This window comes from Dietzia cercidiphylli (genome assembly GCF_039531545.1).
GTDB lineage: Bacteria > Actinomycetota > Actinomycetes > Mycobacteriales > Mycobacteriaceae > Dietzia > Dietzia natronolimnaea.
This window is the reverse complement of the sequence record NZ_BAAAQG010000015.1, coordinates 190,711-207,187: the sequence shown is the minus strand read 5'-3', so window position 1 is coordinate 207,187 and position 16,477 is coordinate 190,711. Positions and strand designations below refer to the sequence as shown.

Sequence of the window (16,477 nt, the reverse complement as noted above, 5' to 3'; positions counted from 1 at the left end):
CACGATCCAGGGGAGCAGATGACCACGCAGGCCGAGACCCAGCACCGGGCGGAGGGCGCGGAGCTCGCAGCCGTCGCCACCGACCTCGTCATGACCTACGGCGAGGGCGAGACCGAGGTCCGCGCGCTGGACCACGTCAGCGCCTCGTTCGAGCGCGGACGGTTCACCGCGATCATGGGCCCGTCCGGCTCGGGCAAGTCCACGCTCATGCACTGCATGGCCGGTCTGGACCGACCGACCTCGGGTTCGGTGCGCGTGGGTGACACGGAGATCGTGGGCCTGGCGGACAAGGAACTCACCGCGCTGCGCCGCGACCGGATCGGGTTCGTGTTCCAGTCCTTCAACCTCGTCCCCACCCTGACCGCCGAGGAGAACATCACGCTCCCGCAGGACATCGCGGGCCACGCCATCGACCGCGCGTGGTTCGACGAGGTGATCGGGCGGCTGGGGATCGCCGACCGCCTGTCCCACCGCCCCTCGGAGCTGTCCGGCGGACAGCAGCAGCGCGTCGCCTGCGCGCGTGCGCTGGTGGGGCGCCCGGACATCCTGTTCGGCGACGAGCCCACGGGCAACCTCGACTCCACCTCGTCGGCGGAGGTGCTGTCGATCCTGCGCAGTGCGGCGGACGATTTCCAGCAGACCGTCGTCATCGTCACCCACGACCCGCGTGCCGCGACCTACGCCGACCGCGTCCTGCTGCTCGCCGACGGCCGGGTCGTGCGTGAGCTCTCCCATCCCACGTCCGACGAGATCCTGGCGGCCATGGGCGCGCTCGAGGAGCGGTGATGGCCGCCCGCCACGCCGCTGGTCACGCCCCCAGCCATTCCCGGCCCATGCTCCGGGTGTCCCTGCGCAACATCGCGGCGCACAAGCTGCGACTGGTCCTGTCCGTCCTCGCCGTGGTGCTCGGCACCGCGTTCGTCACCGGTTCGCTGGTGTTCACCTCGACCCTCAAGAGCACGTTCGACGGCCTGCTCGACCAGGGCACGCAGGACCTGTCCGCGATGATCGAACCCGAGGACCCCCGGGGCGCCGGGGTGCCGTTCGAGGTCGCCGACCGCGCCCTCGGACTGCCGGGCGTCGAGGCCGTCACCCCCGGGGTGACCGGCACCGTGGTGATGTTCAACGCCGACGGCACGCCCTACCAGTCGGGCGGCGCCCCGTCGGAGGGGCTGGAGTGGGTCGAGCCCGACCAGGCCGTCGGGAGCAGCAGCTGGATCTCGGACGGGCGCGCTCCGGCCGCGGACGGCGAGGTCGTCCTCCCCGAGTCGGTGCTGGACAACGCGGGACTCTCGATCGGCGACTCCGCGCGGGTGTACACCACCTCCCAGGGGATGATCGACGTCACGGTCGTGGGCTCGTACTCCTCGGAGACCGACGTCGGCGGCTACGTCGGGGTCGGCTTCACCTCCGCACAGGCCCGCGCCCTGTTCACCGACGGGGAGAACGCCACCAACGTCGCCGTCCGCGCGGTCCCCGGCGTGAGCCAGGAGGAGATGCGCGACACGCTCGCCGCCGAGTTCCCCGAGTACGAGGTGAGCACGGGCGAGGAGGTCAAGGAGAGGCTCTCCGCGCAGCTGTCGACCATCCTGGACTTCGTCAACTACTTCTTCGTGGCCTTCGGCCTGATCGCGCTGCTCGTGGGCACGTTCATCATCTACAACACCTTCTCCATGCTGGTGGCGCAGCGGCTCCGCGAACTCGCCCTCTTGCGGGCGATCGGCGCGACCCGCGGGCAGCTCACCCGGTCCGTGCTGGCCGAGGCCGCGCTGACCGGTCTGGTCGGGTCCGCGATCGGCGTGCTGGCCGGGTTCGGACTGGCGAGGGTCATCTTTGCCGTACTCGACGCCTTCGACCTGGGGATCCCCTCCGGGACCCTGGCACTCACCCCGATGTCCGTCATCACCCCGCTGGTGCTGGGCTTCGTCGTCACCGTGTTCTCCGCGTGGGCGCCCGCCCGCCGCGCCGGTCGCGTCGCCCCGGTGCAGGGCATGCGGGTCGGGGCCGCCTCCTCGGAGGCCGGCGGCGGCTGGCGCACGTCCGTCGGGCTGCTGGCGGTGGTCAGCGGCATCATGCTGGCCCTCATCGGCACCTGGCAGGACACCACGAGGAGCGGCGCGATCACCGTGGGCGTCGGCGCCGCGGCCCTGATCGTCGGCAGCTTCCTGGTGATGCCCGCCCTCGCCAGGCCCATCGCCGGCGGGATCGGGCGGGTCATCGGCGCGCCCTTCGGTGCCGTCGGGAAGCTGGCGGCCACCAACGCCGGCCGCAACACCCGACGCACCGCGGCGACCGCGTTCGCCCTCACGTTGGGGCTCACCCTGGTGGCGGCGTTCGGCACGCTCGGCGCCACCACCAAGGAGAGCGTGAGCGGCCTCATCGACCAGGGGATCACCGCCGACGTCATCGTCCAGGGAGTGGCCTCCCAGGGGCCGCCGACCCCGCTGGCCGGCGGGATCGAGGACCAGATCGCGGGCGTCGACGGCGTCGGGGACGTGGCGTGGCTCGCGTTCGGCTTCGGCCAACTCGGCGGCGAGCCCCAGGCGCTCGCGGCCGCCGGCGGGCCGGTCGGGGAGCTGCTCGAGGCCACCGTCCTCGACGGTTCTCTCGAGCCGGAGGCCGACTCCCTCGTGGTGTCCCGGGAGGTCTCGCGGGACAACGGCTGGACCATGGGCACCCGGGTCCCGCTCGTCGGCCCGGACGGCAGTGAGTCCACCCTCCGGGTGACCGGTGTCTACGACGACGCCCAGATCCTCGGACCCTTCTACACCGGTATCGACGTCTACGAACGGCTGGTTCCGGAGAACCTCCGCTCGACCGCGATCGTGCTGGCCAGGGCCGCCGAGGGCACCTCGCCCGACCAGGTGCTGGCCGCCGTCACCGAGGAGCTCTCCGACATCCCGATCGCCACCGTGCAGAGCAAGCAGCAGTACATCGACGTCCAGTCGGGCGGGATCGACCAGCTGCTGACGATCATCTACGCCCTGCTCGGCCTGGCTCTGGTGATCGCGGTGCTGGGGATCGTCAACACCCTGGCGTTGTCGGTGATCGAGCGGCGCACGGAGATCGGCATGCTGCGGGCCGTGGGCATGCAGCGGTCCCAGATCCGGCGGACGATCAACCTCGAGTCCACACAGATCGCCGTGTTCGGGGCGCTGGTCGGCGCGGCGGTCGGAGTCTATCTGGGCTGGGCGTTCGTCTCCGTGCTGGCGGACAGTGGGCTGAGCGAGACCACCATCCCGTGGGAGACCATCGGGATCGTCCTGGTGGCCTCGGCGTTCGTGGGGGTGTTGGCCTCGCTGTGGCCGGCGCACCGGGCCGCCAAGACCGACCCGCTGGAGGCGATCGCGGACTAGCCGCCGACCGAGAGCCACGCGGCCGCCGCCGCTCCGGCGATCATCGCGGGCCCGAATGCGATGCCGGTGTGACGGTCGGCTCTACGGCTGAGGAGTAGCACCAACGCCACCACGGCGTTGAGCGCGAACGCGGCCAGAGTCCCGACCAGGACGTAGTACCACCCGAGCCAGCCCAGGAAGAGGCCGAGCACGCCGGCGAGTTTGACGTCGCCCAGCCCGAGTCCCGAGGGGTTGATGAACGCCAGGGTGAAGTAGAAGGCCAGCAGGGCGAGCGCCGCGGCGGCGGCGCGCCCCAGGGCGCCCCAGTCCCCGGTCACCGCGGACGCCACGCCCAACGTCGCCAGGAGGACCGGGTACATGGGGACGACGACGACGTCGGGCAGCCGGTGCACGGCCAGGTCGATCGCCACGAGCACCCCACAGGCCACCGCGAGCGCCGCGAACGCGACCAGCTCGGGAACGGTGCCGGCCAGCCCGGCGGCTCCCGCCCCACCGGCGGCGGCCAGGCCCACGTGGAGACCGGAGCGCAGCCAGCGGGAGTCGGAGTCTGCGATGGATCGGATCCACCCGGTCAGCGCCGCGGCGAGTGCCCCGCACACCACCGCGGTGAGGAGCACGGTCACTGGCGTGAGGGTGACGGCCACTAGGAGAAGGCCTCCATCATGTTCATCGCTGTCGGGCCCAGGAGCACGATGAACAGTACCGGCAGGATGCACACCATCAGGGGGAAGATCACCTTGACCGGGATCTGCATGGCCTTCTCCTCCGCGCGCTGGCGTCGCTTGCTCCGCAGCTCCGATGCCTGCGTGCGCAACACGTCCGCGATCGAGATGCCGTAGGCGTCGGCCTGGATGATGGCGCGGACGAAGCGGCGCAGGTCGGCGACGTCGGTGCGGCGGGCCAACGACTCGTAGGCGTGGCGGCGCAGCTGGCCCACCTGGATCTCCTGCAGGGTGCGGGTGAACTCATCGGCGAGTGGGCCCTTGCCGTTCTTCGCGGCTCGCGCCATAGCCGAGTCGAAGCCCAACCCGGCCTCCACGGCGATGGTCATCTGGTCCAGGGTGTCGGCCAGCTCCAGCTGGATTGCCTGGCTGCGCTCCTGTCCGCGGCTGTGGAGGAGCAGTTCCGGGACGAAGTAGCAGACCAGGGTGACCGCCGCGGCCAGGAACACAGGTAGAGCACCGGTGGTGCTGGAGACGAACAGCAGGCTCGACAGCGCCGCCCCGATGCCCAGCACGAGTTTGGCCACCAGCAGCTTCTCGAGGGGCCACCCCTGGGGTCTGCCGGCTTTGATCTGCAGCTTCTCGAGCATCCGGATCGACGGCGCCGGGGTGAACTTCCGCGCGATCGTGGCCAGGGTGCCACCGGTCTCCTCGTCCTCGGGGACCACTGCCTCCACCGCGTGGTGTTCGGGGTACATCCCCCGGCTGAGGTTGAGGACCGTGCGCTGGCGCGCCCGGCCGGGGCCGGCGAACACCGCCCAGCTCAGCAGGAACACCGACACGGCCAGGACCGAGACGGCGAACAGGGCCATCGGTTCCACGGCGTGCCTCCTTCCAGAACGCTAGGAGCGTTCAGAACGTGATGTTGACGACCTTGCGGAGCCAGAGCGCACCCACCACGAGCAGCACCACGCTGACGCCGATCAGGGTGTAGCCCAGCAGGCCCTCGGTGAACTTGGAGATGTACTCGGGGTTGCTCATGAACAAGAACCCGGAGATGCCGAACGGCAGCGCCATGAGGACGTACGCCGAGAGTTTGCCCTCGGCGGCCAGCGCCTTCACCTGTCGGCGGATCTGGTTCCGCTCCCGGATGGTGTGACCGACCCCGTCGAGCACCTCGGCGAGGTTGCCGCCGACCTCGCGGTTGATCGCGATGGCCTGTGTGACCCACTCGAAGTCCTCGCTCCCCATGCGGCGGGCGGTCTCCTCCAGCGCGGGGGCGAGATCACGGCCGACCCGGGTTTCGTTGATGATGCGGGCGAACTCCTCCGAGGTGGGCTCCTCGGCCTCTCTGGCAACGGAGGCCAGGGCCTGGAGGAGGCTGTGGCCGGCCCGCAGGCTACTGGCCATGAGCTGCAACGAGTCGTCCAGCTGGTCGGCGAAGGCGGCCCGGCGACGGGAGGCGCGGATGTCCAGCGCGAGCTTTGCCCCGATCGGCGTGAGCGCGGCCAGGAACAGGCCCGTCACCGGTCCGACCGCGACCAGCCCCAGAGCGAAGGTCACCACGGCGGCGACGCCCACCAGGAACACGAAGTCCTGCAGGCTCATCTTGACCCCGGCACGTTCGAGCGCGCCGGCCCCGGGTGCGCCGCGGCGGCTCAGGGTGGTGTCGATGGCCGTGGTGGCCGCCGTCGCCGTCCGCGAGATGATCCCGGGCCCCTCGTGAACCCCTGGCCGACGCCGGGCACGGGGGACACTTCCCGGACGCGGGGAGAGGACGAGGAACGCGCCGATGAGTAGTGCCAGGGAGAGTGCTGCCACCCCGAGCCCGGCCGGGGAGGCCAGGACCTGGCCCATGGACTCGTTCATCGGCTTTTCCCGGGGGGTGAGGGAATATCGAACACCCGCGGCGAGAGCGTGATGCCCATTTCTTTGAATTGGTCGGTGAAGCGAGGGCGCACCCCGGTGGAGATCGGCTTGCCGAGGAATTTCCCGTCGGTCCCGACGCCGGCGGAATAGTCGAAGAGGAACGCGTCCTGCAGGGTGACCGTCTGGCCCTCCATCCCCTGGACCTCGGTCACCGCGGTGACCCGCCGGGTGCCGTCGCGCAATCGGGTCAGCTGGATGATCACGTCCACGGCGGAGGCGATCTGCTCCCGGATGGCCCGCAACGGAAGGTCCATCCCGGCCATCAGAACCAGGGTCTCCAGGCGGGCCACCGCATCGCGCGGGGAGTTGGCGTGGACGGTCGACAGTGACCCGTCGTGACCGGTGTTCATGGCCTGCAGCATGTCCAGGGTCTCTCCGCCGCGAACCTCGCCCACCACGATCCTGTCGGGGCGCATACGCAGGGAGTTGCGCACGAGATCGCGGATGCTGATCTCGCCCTTGCCCTCGATGTTCGCGGGCCTGGCCTCCAGCCGCACCACGTGGTCCTGCTGCATCTGCAGTTCGACCGCGTCCTCGATGGTGACGATGCGTTCGGACTCGGGGATGAACGAGGACAGGACGTTGAGCAGCGTGGTCTTTCCACTGCCGGTGCCGCCGGAGACGATGATGTTGAGCCGGGCCTGGACGCAGGCCCGCAGGAGTTCGGCCATTTCCGGGGTGAGGGTGCCGAACCCGATCAGGTCGTTGACCTTGAAGGGATCCTTGGAGAACTTACGGATGGTCAGCGAGGAGCCGTTGACCGCCAGCGGGGGGATCACGGCGTTGACGCGGGAGCCGTCCGCCAGGCGGGCGTCGACCAGAGGGGAGGACTCGTCGATTCGTCGCCCGATCCGGGAGACGATCCGCTCGATGACCTGACGCAGGTGCTCCTCGGAGGTGAAACGGGCGGAACTCCGGGTGAGCCGCCCCCTCTGCTCGACGTAGATCATGTCCGGGCCGTTGACCATGATCTCGGTGACCGTGGGGTCGGCCAGTAGTCGCTCCAGCGGACCGTGCCCCAGGACGTCGTCCTGGATATCGCTGATGAGCCGCAGCCGCTGTTCAGCGGTCAACGGGACCGTCTCGTCTTCCACGACCTTGTTGAGCTCGGTGCGCACCAGGGCGTGGAGCTGATCCTCGGTGAGCGACGGGTTGTTGAGCCTGGCCCCGACCCGTTCGAACAGCGCGGCGGACGCGCGCTCCTTGAGGGCGATCAACGCGTCGGGCTCGGGTAGCGCCGAGGGAACCGGGGAAGCCGGCTGGGTGACCCTGATGGTCTGCGGTGGCGCGGTAGCCGGGATGGCTCGCGGAGGTACGGTGGCACCGCTCTGACCAGGAGCGATCGAGGTCTCCCGCGCAGGCGTGATGGCCGGTGTTGTGGCCGGGTCGCCCGGGGCGAGTTCGGGCGCGGCGCTCTCGCCTCGGGCGGCGCGCAGGCGGTCGCTCAGGCTCATCGTGTGCCTCCTCGGCGCAGGCGGTGACGGCCTCCGAGTCGGGAACCGAGCTTGGTCGCCGCGGGCCCGGGCTCCTTCAAGGGCGCAGGGGCAAAGCGGTCCACCAGGCGCCGCAGCTTCTTGGTCATGGGGTCGCGGATCTCGTTTTGCATCAACGGGACCCCCTGATTGATGGAGACCGCAGTCGCCCGCGAGCGTGGCAGGACCAGGTCCACGCCGGTGCCGATCGTCGCCTCTACATCTGCTCGGGTGAGCCCGCTGTGAGTGTCGGCGAAGTTCACCACGACGTGGCGGCGATCGAAGCCCATTCCGAGGTCACGGAGAATGTCCAGTTCTTTGCGCAGTCCCCGCACTCCGGGGACGTCCATGCTCGTGACCAGGATCAGGTCGTCGGTCATATCGAGGGCCGCGAGGGTGTGGTCTGTCAGTGCCGGGGCGGTGTCAATGATGACGAAACGGAACTCCGCCGCCAGCGTCTGGAGGAGATGGGTGAGTTCCGATACGCCCACCAGATCGGCCTCGGCCGGGGAGTTCGGTCCGCACACCACGGTCAGGCCGGTGTCGTGCTGGGTGAGGAACGTCTTGAGCACCATCGAGTCGCGCGCGGCCGCTCCCTGCACCACGTCGACGATGGTGTGTTCGGGTGTGAGGTTGAGGGCGTTGGCGACATCTCCGAACTGCAGATCCAGGTCGACCAGCACGGTGGAATGTGGTGCGGACCGGGCAAGCCCGACGGCCAGGTTGGCGGCGATGGTCGTCTTGCCCACACCGCCCTTGGGCGAGACAACGCTGATCACCTGTCCTCGCCGTGACTGCGTGCCCGCGCCGAGGTCGGTGCCGTCCCCGAGTCCGGCCGGAGCGCGCTGGCGGGTGACCCTGATGGCTCGGTCAAGGGCCGCTCGGATCTCGTCCTCCTCCGATTCGGTGGGGACGATGTCGCTCACCCCCGCCCGCATGGCAGAGAGTCCGAGTTCGGCGACCCGGTCGCTGACCAGGACCACCGCGATACCGGGGCACTCGATGTCGAGCCGCGAGGCCAGTGCGAGAGCGGCTTCGGTCCCGGAGCGCTCGTCGATCACGACGATCTCGGGGATATCCCCGCCGCCGAGTTGCTGGAAAAGCTGCGCCGGGCTCTCCGGAAGCGGACCTGGAGGCAGTGCCGGTATCGGTTGGCCGGTGGCCGCCCGGAACCGGTCGCGGAGGTCGACGAAGTCGGTGGCCAGCAGGATGTTGTTCATCGGTACACGTTCCCCGGGTTGACGATGCGGGTTCCGTCCTCCGGCGTGGCGGCGTCCTCGAGTGACAGCCAGATTGAGCCGTGTTCCGCTCCGAACACGACCTTCTCCGCGTCCGGCGCTGTGAGAGCCAGGGTCACCATCACGCCGCCGTCATGGATGGGGGCATCCGCAGGATCGGTCGAATCGGCCTCTTCGGACGCGGAGGGGGACAGTCCGCCCTGGACACGGAGGACAAGAACCTTGTGCAGCACGAGATGGGTCTCGGCTGTGTCCATTGAGATGAACACGCCCACCGTGTCGCCCGGGGTCACAGTGCCGCCCACGACCCCGGGAGAGTTGAGCGGAACCGTGACCTGATGGAAGCCCTCGGGCGCGGGGATCCCGCCGAACTGCTGGAGGGACTGCAGTGACGCGAAACGCCCGGCCAGAAGCTGTTCCCCGGCAGCGAGATCGGTGGCCGCGACCATGTTTCCGAGCTCCCGGAGGTCAGTCACCGAATTCGGTCCCACAGCCGTGGCGGGAAGCTCTCGCGTCTCCACCAGTTCGCCTAACGCAGAAGCAGGGGTTCCCTCGCTGATCGGGGCGGTCGCGATCAGGACGCTCACCGGCTGGAGGTCTGCCATGGCCCGTTCGTCGGCTGCGCTGACGTAGCGCAGGAGGAGGGCGGCGCCCAGGAGCGCCAGGAGGACGGCGACGGCTACTGCCACGACACGACGGTTCACTTCAGCTCGCTTACTGATCTGGGAGGAGGTAGACGGCAGTGGCGCCGAGGTTCTGCGTGGTTGGCCCGTACTCGAAATCGCCTGAGCGATCGAGGAACTCGGTGAAGTAGCCGCTGATACAACGTTCGTTACCTCTGCACGGGCTGTTCCAGTTCGCGCCGGACAAGTGGTAGCCGGTGATCGTGAATGCCGCGTACCCGTAGACGCGGTAGTAGGCGTTATTCCCTCGCCCGCGGTACTGGTCGAACAGCGGCAGGAGAATCGTCTTGTTGTGGAGTGACGACATGCAACTCGTCCCTCCCTTGTTGCCGGGGGCTCCCTGAACTTCCTGACCGATCCGGGTGAATGCCTGACAGGTTCCCGCATTCGGTGCCAACCAGCCGAACCCACCCGGAACCAGGTTCCCCGAGGGCACGGGGCAGTCCGTGTTGGAGGTCTTGGTGAACTCGATGGTCCGCTCGATCTTGTCCGACGGAATCCCTCCGCCGGTCTGCGCCCAGAACTCACACACGTAGAAGGCGAGCGGAAGGGCAGACGTACCGCTGATCGGCGAACCCCACCCCGCGGTACTTACGGCTCCGACCTCGGACTCGTTAATTCCCAGAACAGGTGCGAACCAGTGCTCTCGGGTACCGGACGTGTCGACGGTGACCTTGCCGGCTGCTGCCACGAGGTCCACGGACACCGAGTTCTCGGCCGCGGAGGCGTTCATGTCGACGAGCTGCCGGGCGGTTGTTCTGGCCCGTGTGGTCCCGCAGTCGCTCCTGGCACAATCCTGGGCGATCGCCAGAGCGGCGGCGTCTGCTCCCATCTGCAACTTCTGCTTGTCGGAGTGGACGGCGGCGATGTCGATCGAGATGGCGGCGAACCCGATAAGGGGAACCATCAGCAGGGCGACGAGGACGCTCACGGCCCCTCGGTCGCTGTGTGCCCGAGTCGCGTCTACCCGTTGCATCGCATGCTCCCGGTGCCGGTGAGGGTGAAGTCGCCCATCGGGAGGAACCCGCTGAGCATCTCGAACGGATAAGTGACGGTGACAGTCGCGGTGGGGGTCGAGTCCTCGGGTGCGCAGTTCGCAGGCGTCACTTCGACGTCGGACTCGGGAATGCCCAATCCGATCGCGGATGCTGTCGCGGCCGACTTGGCGGCGTCAACGTCGTTCTGCAGCGCCATCACGCGCACGCCGTCACGGGCGGCGTTGGAGAGCGTGGTCTGGATGTTGTACGCCCGGCCGAACTCGATGATCCCGATCACGAGCGTCAACAGGATCGGGACGACCAGGGCGAACTCCAGGGCCGCGGCTCCGCGGTCGCTGAGGGGTTTGGTCATGGCGGGTCCTCGAGGGGAGAGGGGGCGTGAGGGATTAAACCGACTCCGGCGCAGCGCCCGGGGCTGGGCGCTGCGCCGAAAGTCAGAATGAGGGACTACTCGGGAATCCCCGCGATGCCGGTCCGGACTCGCTCGAACAACTCGTTGAGTTCGCCGCCCAGGAGAAGCACGGTCCCGATGATCACGACCGCAATCAGCCCGACCATCAGGCCGTACTCCACGGCCGTAGCACCGCGGTCCTTGCGGTCGTCAAGCCGCTCACCGGCGAGGGCGAAGAGGGTGAAGAAGTAAGTAGCAACCTGGCTCATGATGAACCGTCCTTCTGGTGCGGGGGTCGGTCGACCCAAGGGGAGGGGTGCGTCCGATTCGTTATGAATCAGTGACGAGAATCACTATGACACATCAATTCCGATTGTCAAAACAATCTGATTAATTTGTGGGCTCAGCTCACCCCGGCGTCCGGTCTGACGGCGGCCGGCCCGGCTCGCGTCAGGCCGTCAGGGCAAGCCCGGCTGCGCGAGGGCGGTCCGGATTCGCAACTAAACGCCACATACGTGCACCCGCGCAGCGGATATCGCCGCTTGGGAGGATGCGTGAACGGAGGGGTGGCAGAGGCACGAATCAGGCAGTCTTGACCACTGTCTGACGTGTCACGGTGCTTCTGGGCCGGAACTCTAGACTGTGAGAACCTTAAAGATCAAGCCAGGTGAGCCTAAGTGGCATTGCGGCAGGGTCTGGACGAGTGTCAGAGAGCGCGCCACGGGCACGCGTGGGAGATGTAAGGGTTGTCGCCCTTCGGGGGCCAGAGCTCAGCGCAGGAGGCCGAAGAGGCGTCCGCCGCGATGCTCGTGGCGCGAGAGCGCGGACCCGAGGAGGTCGGTGTCGTGCTCGTGGTCGACCTCGGCGCCGGCCAGGCGGCCCACGGTGCGCTCCCAGAGCAGTCCCTCGTACACGGCGAGGAGATCCAGGGCGGCGGCGGCGGGGTCACGCAGCCCGGCGGCGTCGAGGGCGCCGGCGAGGTCGCTCGGGTCGAGCAGGGCGGCCACGAGATCGGTGGTGTCGTCCTTGCCGGTGAGCTCCATGATGAGCGCGGAGCGGGCTGCCAGCTCGCCGCGGTAGTCGGCGAGGAGGCCCTCGATCATCCGCGTGAGCATCGCCAGGACGTCGTCGGCATCGGAGGACGCCAGTTCCTGGATCCCGGACACCTCGACGAACCCGCGCAGGAGCGAGGTGAGCCTGTCGACGGTGAGGGCGAGGAGTTGTGCACGGGTCCGGCAATAGTAGGAGGTCGAACCGGAGGGCAGTCCGGCCTCGGAGTCCACGGCGCGGTGGGTCAGCGCACGGACACCGTCCCTGGCAACCACCTCGATCGCCGAATCGGCGATGAGCATGCGCCGGTCCTCCATGGTGGCTCCCGTCGTCGTGGTTCACAGGCCTTCGGCTCGACCGCTGTAGCGCGGGCCGCTGCCGACTAGAGGATCAGCCTATCGCCGGGATCCCGTTCCTGGATCGAAACAACTCCACGCCCCGACACCGGTTTCGGTGTCGGGGCGTCCGGAGGGAGGCCGGGTGGGTCAGGCCGCCGGGGCGACCTTGCGGGCGCGCCGCTTCGCCGAGTACGTGAGTGCCGTCTGCAGGCCTGCCCGCTGTCCTTCCTCCTGCGCGGGGAGGGGCTTGGGCAGGTCCGCGAACATGCGCTCGGAGTGCGTCTCCGGGGCGTCGTCCGCCGTGCGTCGCAGCATGTGGTCGGGCAGCGACATCTTGGCGATGGTCCTCCACGCCTTGAAGTACTGCACGGGCAGCGGGCCCGCCACGTACGGCAGATCGTACTTGCGGCACACCTCGCGAACCCGGACCGACGCCTCGGCCAGACGGTTGGACGACATGTCGGGGTAGATGTGGTGCTCGATCTGGTACGACAGGTTGCCCGAGAGGAAGTCGATGACGGGCCCGCCGGTGAGGTTGGCGGAACCGAGCATCTGCCGGAGGTACCACTCGGCACGCGTCTCGTTCTCGACGTCCTTCTTGGTGAACTTCTCGGCGCCGTCGGGGAAGTGCCCGCAGAAGATCACCGCGTTGGTCCACACGTTGCGGATGCCGTTGGCGGCGAGGTTCGCCGTCAGGGTGGACTTCCAGCCCTTGCGGGAGAGTGCCGGGTAGAAGACGTAGTCCTTCGCGAGCTGGCGTCCGGCCTTCTTGGCGAAGAGGCCGAGCTTGTTCATGGTCTCGCGGCGGTCGTCCCGCCCCTTCGCGACCTTGCCCAGCTCGAGATGCTGGATACCGACGCCCCACTGGAACAGCAGTGCGAGGGCCGCGTTGTAGACGAGGTTCCCATAGAAGAACGGGTGCCAGCGCTGGTCACGCGTCACGCGGAGCACGCCGTACCCGACGTCGTCGTCAAGGCCGACGATGTTGGTGTACTTGTGATGGATGTAGTTGTGGGTCTGCTTCCAGTGCTCGGCGGTGCCCACGATGTCCCACTCCCACGTGGTGGAGTGGACCTCGGGGTCGTTCATCCAGTCCCACTGCCCGTGCATGATGTTGTGCCCGAGCTCCATGTTCTCGACGATCTTGGAGAGCCCGAGCGCGCCGGCGCCGATGGCCCACGCGGTGCGGTTGCGCGAACCGACCATCAGCAGCGCGCGGGACCCCACCTCGAGGGCGCGCTGGAAGCGGATCGTGTTGCGGATGTAGGTCGCGTCCCGCTCGCCGAGGGAGCCGATGATGTCCTGGCGGATCTGCTCGAGTTCGTCACCGAGCGCTTCGATGTCGGCCTCGGAGAGGTGCGCGAATTCCGGGATGTCCGTGATAGCCATGAACCTACGGTACCGTAGGTTACGGTCGCGTAGGTAGGGTTTAGTTGGTTGGGTCACACTCGAGGCTCGACCTCGGCCCGTGGCGGGACGCCTCGATTCGGGGAGTGGGAACCCCGCTCGGGTCGAGGCTACGGCGCTCTGGCCAGCGGCGGAGCCTGTCGATGCCACATCGTTTGTCACGGTTGTGTAACGTCGACCGGGTTCGCGGCGACATAGGGGTTGTCACGCGCCGCGGGGGCTCGAGGGAATTGCTGGAGCCCGGCGGCAACGGGGACCACCAGACCGCCAGATACGCAAGTACGCTTTCAGTACGGATCACAAGGGGACACATCATGAGCAGCGCCAACGACATCTTCCTGCAGGCCATCCAGCCCATCGTCGACATCTTCTGGACTCTGGTGTGGACCGCCACCGGCTCGACCGTCAGCGTTCCCCGCCCGGTGGCGCCCACGCCGTCCACCTGATCAGGCGCGGCCAGGTGGGAAACCTGGCCCCCTGAACCGGCTCGCTACCCCGGCCCGCCTCTCATCCGAGAGGCGGGCCGGAGTGCATTTCCTGCCCTAGGCACAGGTCCGCGCCCCGAGCCCGAGCCGTCACAACCCGAACTTCTCGCTTCCGCCCAGGTCGATCGGGATGGAAGCGCCGGTGATCCCCGCGCCAGCGGCGCTGCACAGGTAGACGGCCATCGACGAGATCGCCGACGCCTCGACCCACGGCTCGGGCAGCTGGTTCATCCCGCTGAAGGTTTCGGCCGCGTCCTCGAGCGTCGTGCCCTGGCCCCCGGTCATCATGGCGATCATCGACGGGTTCTCGATCATGGGCGTGCGGACGTTGCCGGGGTGGATGGAATTGCACCGCACCCCCGAGAAGCCGAGCTCGCCGGCCAGCGACTTGGCCAGTCCGCGGACCGCCCACTTGGAGGTCGTGTAACTGGCGGTGAACGGCGCGCCGCGGAGGCCGACCATCGAGCTGATGATCACGACGCACCCGCCCCGGCCGGTGGCCAGGATGTGGGGGATCGCGGCCGTCGTGGTGACCCAGGTGCCCTTGAGGTTGATGTCCAACGTGGTGTCCCATTCCTCCTCGGAGCGCTCCCAGGAGGCGGTGGGCTCGGGCGAGACCCCGGCGTTGGCCACCACGAAGTCGAGTCCGCCCAGTTCGGCGACCCCGGCATCAACGGACTCCCGCATCCCGGGTAGGTCGCGGACGTCGACCTCCGCGGTCACGCACCTCCGCCCCAGCGCCCGCACGGCCTCCGCGGTGGCCTGGAGGTCCTCCGGGTTGGCCATCGGATAGGGGACCGTCTCGATGTCGCGGCACAGGTCCAGGGCGATCACGTCGCACCCGGCGGCCGCGAAGGCCTCGCAGTGGGCCCGGCCCTGCCCGCGGGCGGCCCCGGTGACCAGCACGACCTTTCCGGTCAGCTCGGGAGGGGTGGCGGTGGGGCTCGACATGGTGGGTGTCCTTCGGTGATCGGTGGCGGGCCCTGCGGGGTCGCCCGCCCTGCGGCATGCTGGAAGTCCAACGTAGACAAAGTGATAGGTAGTGATCATCATGCTCGAACGGACACTTGTCCTGGTGGATACCTCATATCTACTAGCTAGCTTCTACAACTCTTGGGAGGAGGGTGCGCGCGGTCAGTTGGAGATATCCCTGGCCACGGTCGTGCACCGTTTAGATCAGGTCGCCCACGGTCTCGTGGACCAACCGGTCCAGCGACAGAACTGGTACGACGGGATCCCGGATTCCGGCCCGCACCGGTACCAGCGCACGCTGCGCGTGATCGAGGGCGTTCAACTGCGCGCGGGTCAGTTGATCGAATGGGGCGAGCGCCGAACCCAGAAAGCCGTCGACACACTTCTGGTCGCGGACATGATCCAGGCCGCCTACAAGGGACAGTGTTCCGACATGGTGCTGGTCACCGGGGACGCCGACATGATCCCGGGGGTCCGGGTGGCGGTGGACGCAGGTGTGCGGATGCACCTGGTGGGGTTCGGTTGGGATTCCATCTCCTCCGCGTTGCGCCACGCGTGCGACACAACCTTGGTGCTGGATCCGCGCACCGATTTCCACGACGCCATGCAGATCAGGGTTCTGGAGGGGCCGATCCCGCCCAAGGTGCGATCGTCCGCCGAGCGGCCCACCGCGCCCGGCGACGATGCCAGCGAGCCGGTCGGCGAGGAGTCGGTGGGGATGGTCGAGGTGGATCTGCGGTCCGATCGCGCGGCCGCCACCTCGGTGGCCGACGAGGCCAGCCTGACGATCGCCGATGAGGAGTGGGCCGCCGACGCCGAGGAGCGGGCGGCAGATGAACAGGACTGCGCGGCGATCTCCGAGACCCATGCTGCTGACATCGATGGCGCCGAGACCGCCGCGGGATCGACGCCCGCGAACGGGCGCGGTGCGAAGCCGGGCGCCGGAGCGGGGCCGGCGGGGAAGGTCCGTGGGTCACAACCGGAGCCCCAGCCCCAGCCGCAGTCGCCGCACCAGCCCCGGCGCTCGGAGGGCGGGCCCCGGGACAGCGAGGTGCGGGAAGACGAGCCCCAGGAATCCGAGCCCCAGTCACAGCCGCCGTCCCCGACTCGTGCGCAGGCCAGGACGTCGACGCCGGGCCCTCCGCCCAACGGGGCGTCGCGCCCGAGCCCGTCGATGATGGCCCCTCACCGCCGCCCGCTCCGCTCCAAGTTCGTGCCCCTCTCGGAGGAGGTGTGGACCTCGTCCGGCGAGCAGACCCCGTTCGACGTGGGCCAGCAGTACGCGACCTGGTGGTACGAGCAGGCCGCGACCGAGGAGCAGCGCGACCAGGCCCACCTGCTCTCCGGGGGCGTGCTCCCACCGGCGGTGGACCGCCCTCTACTGCAGTTCGCCTGTCAGATGCTCAACGAGTTCACCCTGACCGAGGCGCAGCGGGTGCGGCTGCGCGACGGATTCCACGAGGGGATCCGCGCGGTTCTGCTCAAGCACCGCTGAC

The 16,477-nt window shown here is 68.7% G+C and carries 16 protein-coding genes; 4 read left to right on the top strand and 12 right to left on the bottom strand.

Features of this window, described 5'->3' with window-relative positions; genetic code table 11:
• Window positions 1–18: 18 nt before the first annotated feature.
• Both ABD250_RS14975 and ABD250_RS14970 read left to right on the top strand, forming a co-directional pair.
• Window positions 19–786: an ABC transporter ATP-binding protein gene (locus tag ABD250_RS14975; protein WP_179523574.1), complete on the top strand. Its 768-nt coding sequence runs from the start codon at window positions 19–21 to the stop codon at window positions 784–786.
• Complete coding sequence (locus ABD250_RS14970) at window positions 786–3,356, top strand: ABC transporter permease (protein ID WP_344393055.1); 2,571 nt, start codon at window positions 786–788, stop codon at window positions 3,354–3,356. The genes ABD250_RS14975 and ABD250_RS14970 overlap by 1 nt, the downstream gene beginning before the upstream one ends.
• On the opposite strand, the gene ABD250_RS14965 is transcribed toward ABD250_RS14970, so the two are convergent.
• The 11 genes from ABD250_RS14965 to ABD250_RS14915 all read right to left on the bottom strand — a co-directional run bounded on the left by ABD250_RS14965 (window position 3,353) and on the right by ABD250_RS14915 (window position 13,506).
• A complete protein-coding gene (locus ABD250_RS14965) occupies window positions 3,353–3,979 on the bottom strand; it encodes a prepilin peptidase (protein ID WP_344393053.1) in 627 nt (208 codons plus the stop codon). The two genes, ABD250_RS14970 and ABD250_RS14965, sit on opposite strands and share 4 nt — an antisense overlap.
• Window positions 3,980–3,999: 20 nt before the next feature.
• Window positions 4,000–4,890 carry a type II secretion system F family protein gene (locus ABD250_RS14960; RefSeq protein ID WP_182658080.1) on the bottom strand — a complete coding sequence of 297 codons (891 nt, stop codon included), beginning with the start codon at window positions 4,888–4,890 and terminating at the stop codon, window positions 4,000–4,002.
• Window positions 4,891–4,930: 40 nt separating this feature from the next.
• Window positions 4,931–5,887, bottom strand: a complete 957-nt coding sequence (locus tag ABD250_RS14955; RefSeq protein ID WP_241730513.1) for a type II secretion system F family protein — start codon at window positions 5,885–5,887, stop codon at window positions 4,931–4,933.
• Window positions 5,884–7,401, bottom strand: coding sequence for an ATPase, T2SS/T4P/T4SS family (locus tag ABD250_RS14950; RefSeq protein WP_182658078.1), 1,518 nt, complete (start codon window positions 7,399–7,401; stop codon window positions 5,884–5,886). The genes ABD250_RS14955 and ABD250_RS14950 overlap by 4 nt, the downstream gene beginning before the upstream one ends.
• A complete protein-coding gene (locus ABD250_RS14945; RefSeq protein WP_182658077.1) occupies window positions 7,398–8,639 on the bottom strand; it encodes a CpaE/TadZ family protein in 1,242 nt (413 codons plus the stop codon). The genes ABD250_RS14950 and ABD250_RS14945 overlap by 4 nt, the downstream gene beginning before the upstream one ends.
• Window positions 8,636–9,346 carry a Flp pilus assembly protein CpaB gene (cpaB, locus tag ABD250_RS14940; RefSeq protein ID WP_182658076.1) on the bottom strand — a complete coding sequence of 237 codons (711 nt, stop codon included), beginning with the start codon at window positions 9,344–9,346 and terminating at the stop codon, window positions 8,636–8,638. The genes ABD250_RS14945 and cpaB overlap by 4 nt, the downstream gene beginning before the upstream one ends.
• A gap of 25 nt (window positions 9,347–9,371) precedes the next feature.
• Window positions 9,372–10,271 (bottom strand): pilus assembly protein TadG-related protein, encoded by a 900-nt coding sequence (locus ABD250_RS14935; RefSeq protein WP_338404140.1) that lies wholly within the window; start codon window positions 10,269–10,271, stop codon window positions 9,372–9,374.
• Window positions 10,272–10,303: 32 nt separating this feature from the next.
• Window positions 10,304–10,690 (bottom strand): TadE family protein, encoded by a 387-nt coding sequence (locus tag ABD250_RS14930; protein WP_182658074.1) that lies wholly within the window; start codon window positions 10,688–10,690, stop codon window positions 10,304–10,306.
• A gap of 95 nt (window positions 10,691–10,785) precedes the next feature.
• Window positions 10,786–10,998 (bottom strand): Flp family type IVb pilin, encoded by a 213-nt coding sequence (locus ABD250_RS14925; RefSeq protein ID WP_182658073.1) that lies wholly within the window; start codon window positions 10,996–10,998, stop codon window positions 10,786–10,788.
• 501 nt (window positions 10,999–11,499) lie between these two features.
• Entirely contained in the window at window positions 11,500–12,081 is a 582-nt protein-coding gene (locus ABD250_RS14920) for a TetR/AcrR family transcriptional regulator (RefSeq protein WP_344393046.1), read from the bottom strand.
• A gap of 183 nt (window positions 12,082–12,264) precedes the next feature.
• Window positions 12,265–13,506 carry a fatty acid desaturase family protein gene (locus ABD250_RS14915; protein WP_182640486.1) on the bottom strand — a complete coding sequence of 414 codons (1,242 nt, stop codon included), beginning with the start codon at window positions 13,504–13,506 and terminating at the stop codon, window positions 12,265–12,267.
• 332 nt (window positions 13,507–13,838) lie between these two features.
• On the opposite strand from ABD250_RS14915, the gene ABD250_RS14910 reads away from it, so the two are divergent.
• Window positions 13,839–13,970 carry a hypothetical protein gene (locus tag ABD250_RS14910; RefSeq protein WP_259846053.1) on the top strand — a complete coding sequence of 44 codons (132 nt, stop codon included), beginning with the start codon at window positions 13,839–13,841 and terminating at the stop codon, window positions 13,968–13,970.
• Window positions 13,971–14,099: 129 nt separating this feature from the next.
• Here ABD250_RS14910 and ABD250_RS14905 read toward each other — a convergent pair whose 3' ends face one another.
• Window positions 14,100–14,960, bottom strand: a complete 861-nt coding sequence (locus ABD250_RS14905) for a mycofactocin-coupled SDR family oxidoreductase (protein WP_182658071.1) — start codon at window positions 14,958–14,960, stop codon at window positions 14,100–14,102.
• A gap of 100 nt (window positions 14,961–15,060) precedes the next feature.
• On the opposite strand from ABD250_RS14905, the gene ABD250_RS14900 reads away from it, so the two are divergent.
• Window positions 15,061–16,476 (top strand): NYN domain-containing protein, encoded by a 1,416-nt coding sequence (locus ABD250_RS14900; protein ID WP_182658079.1) that lies wholly within the window; start codon window positions 15,061–15,063, stop codon window positions 16,474–16,476.
• Window position 16,477: the final 1 nt, after the last annotated feature.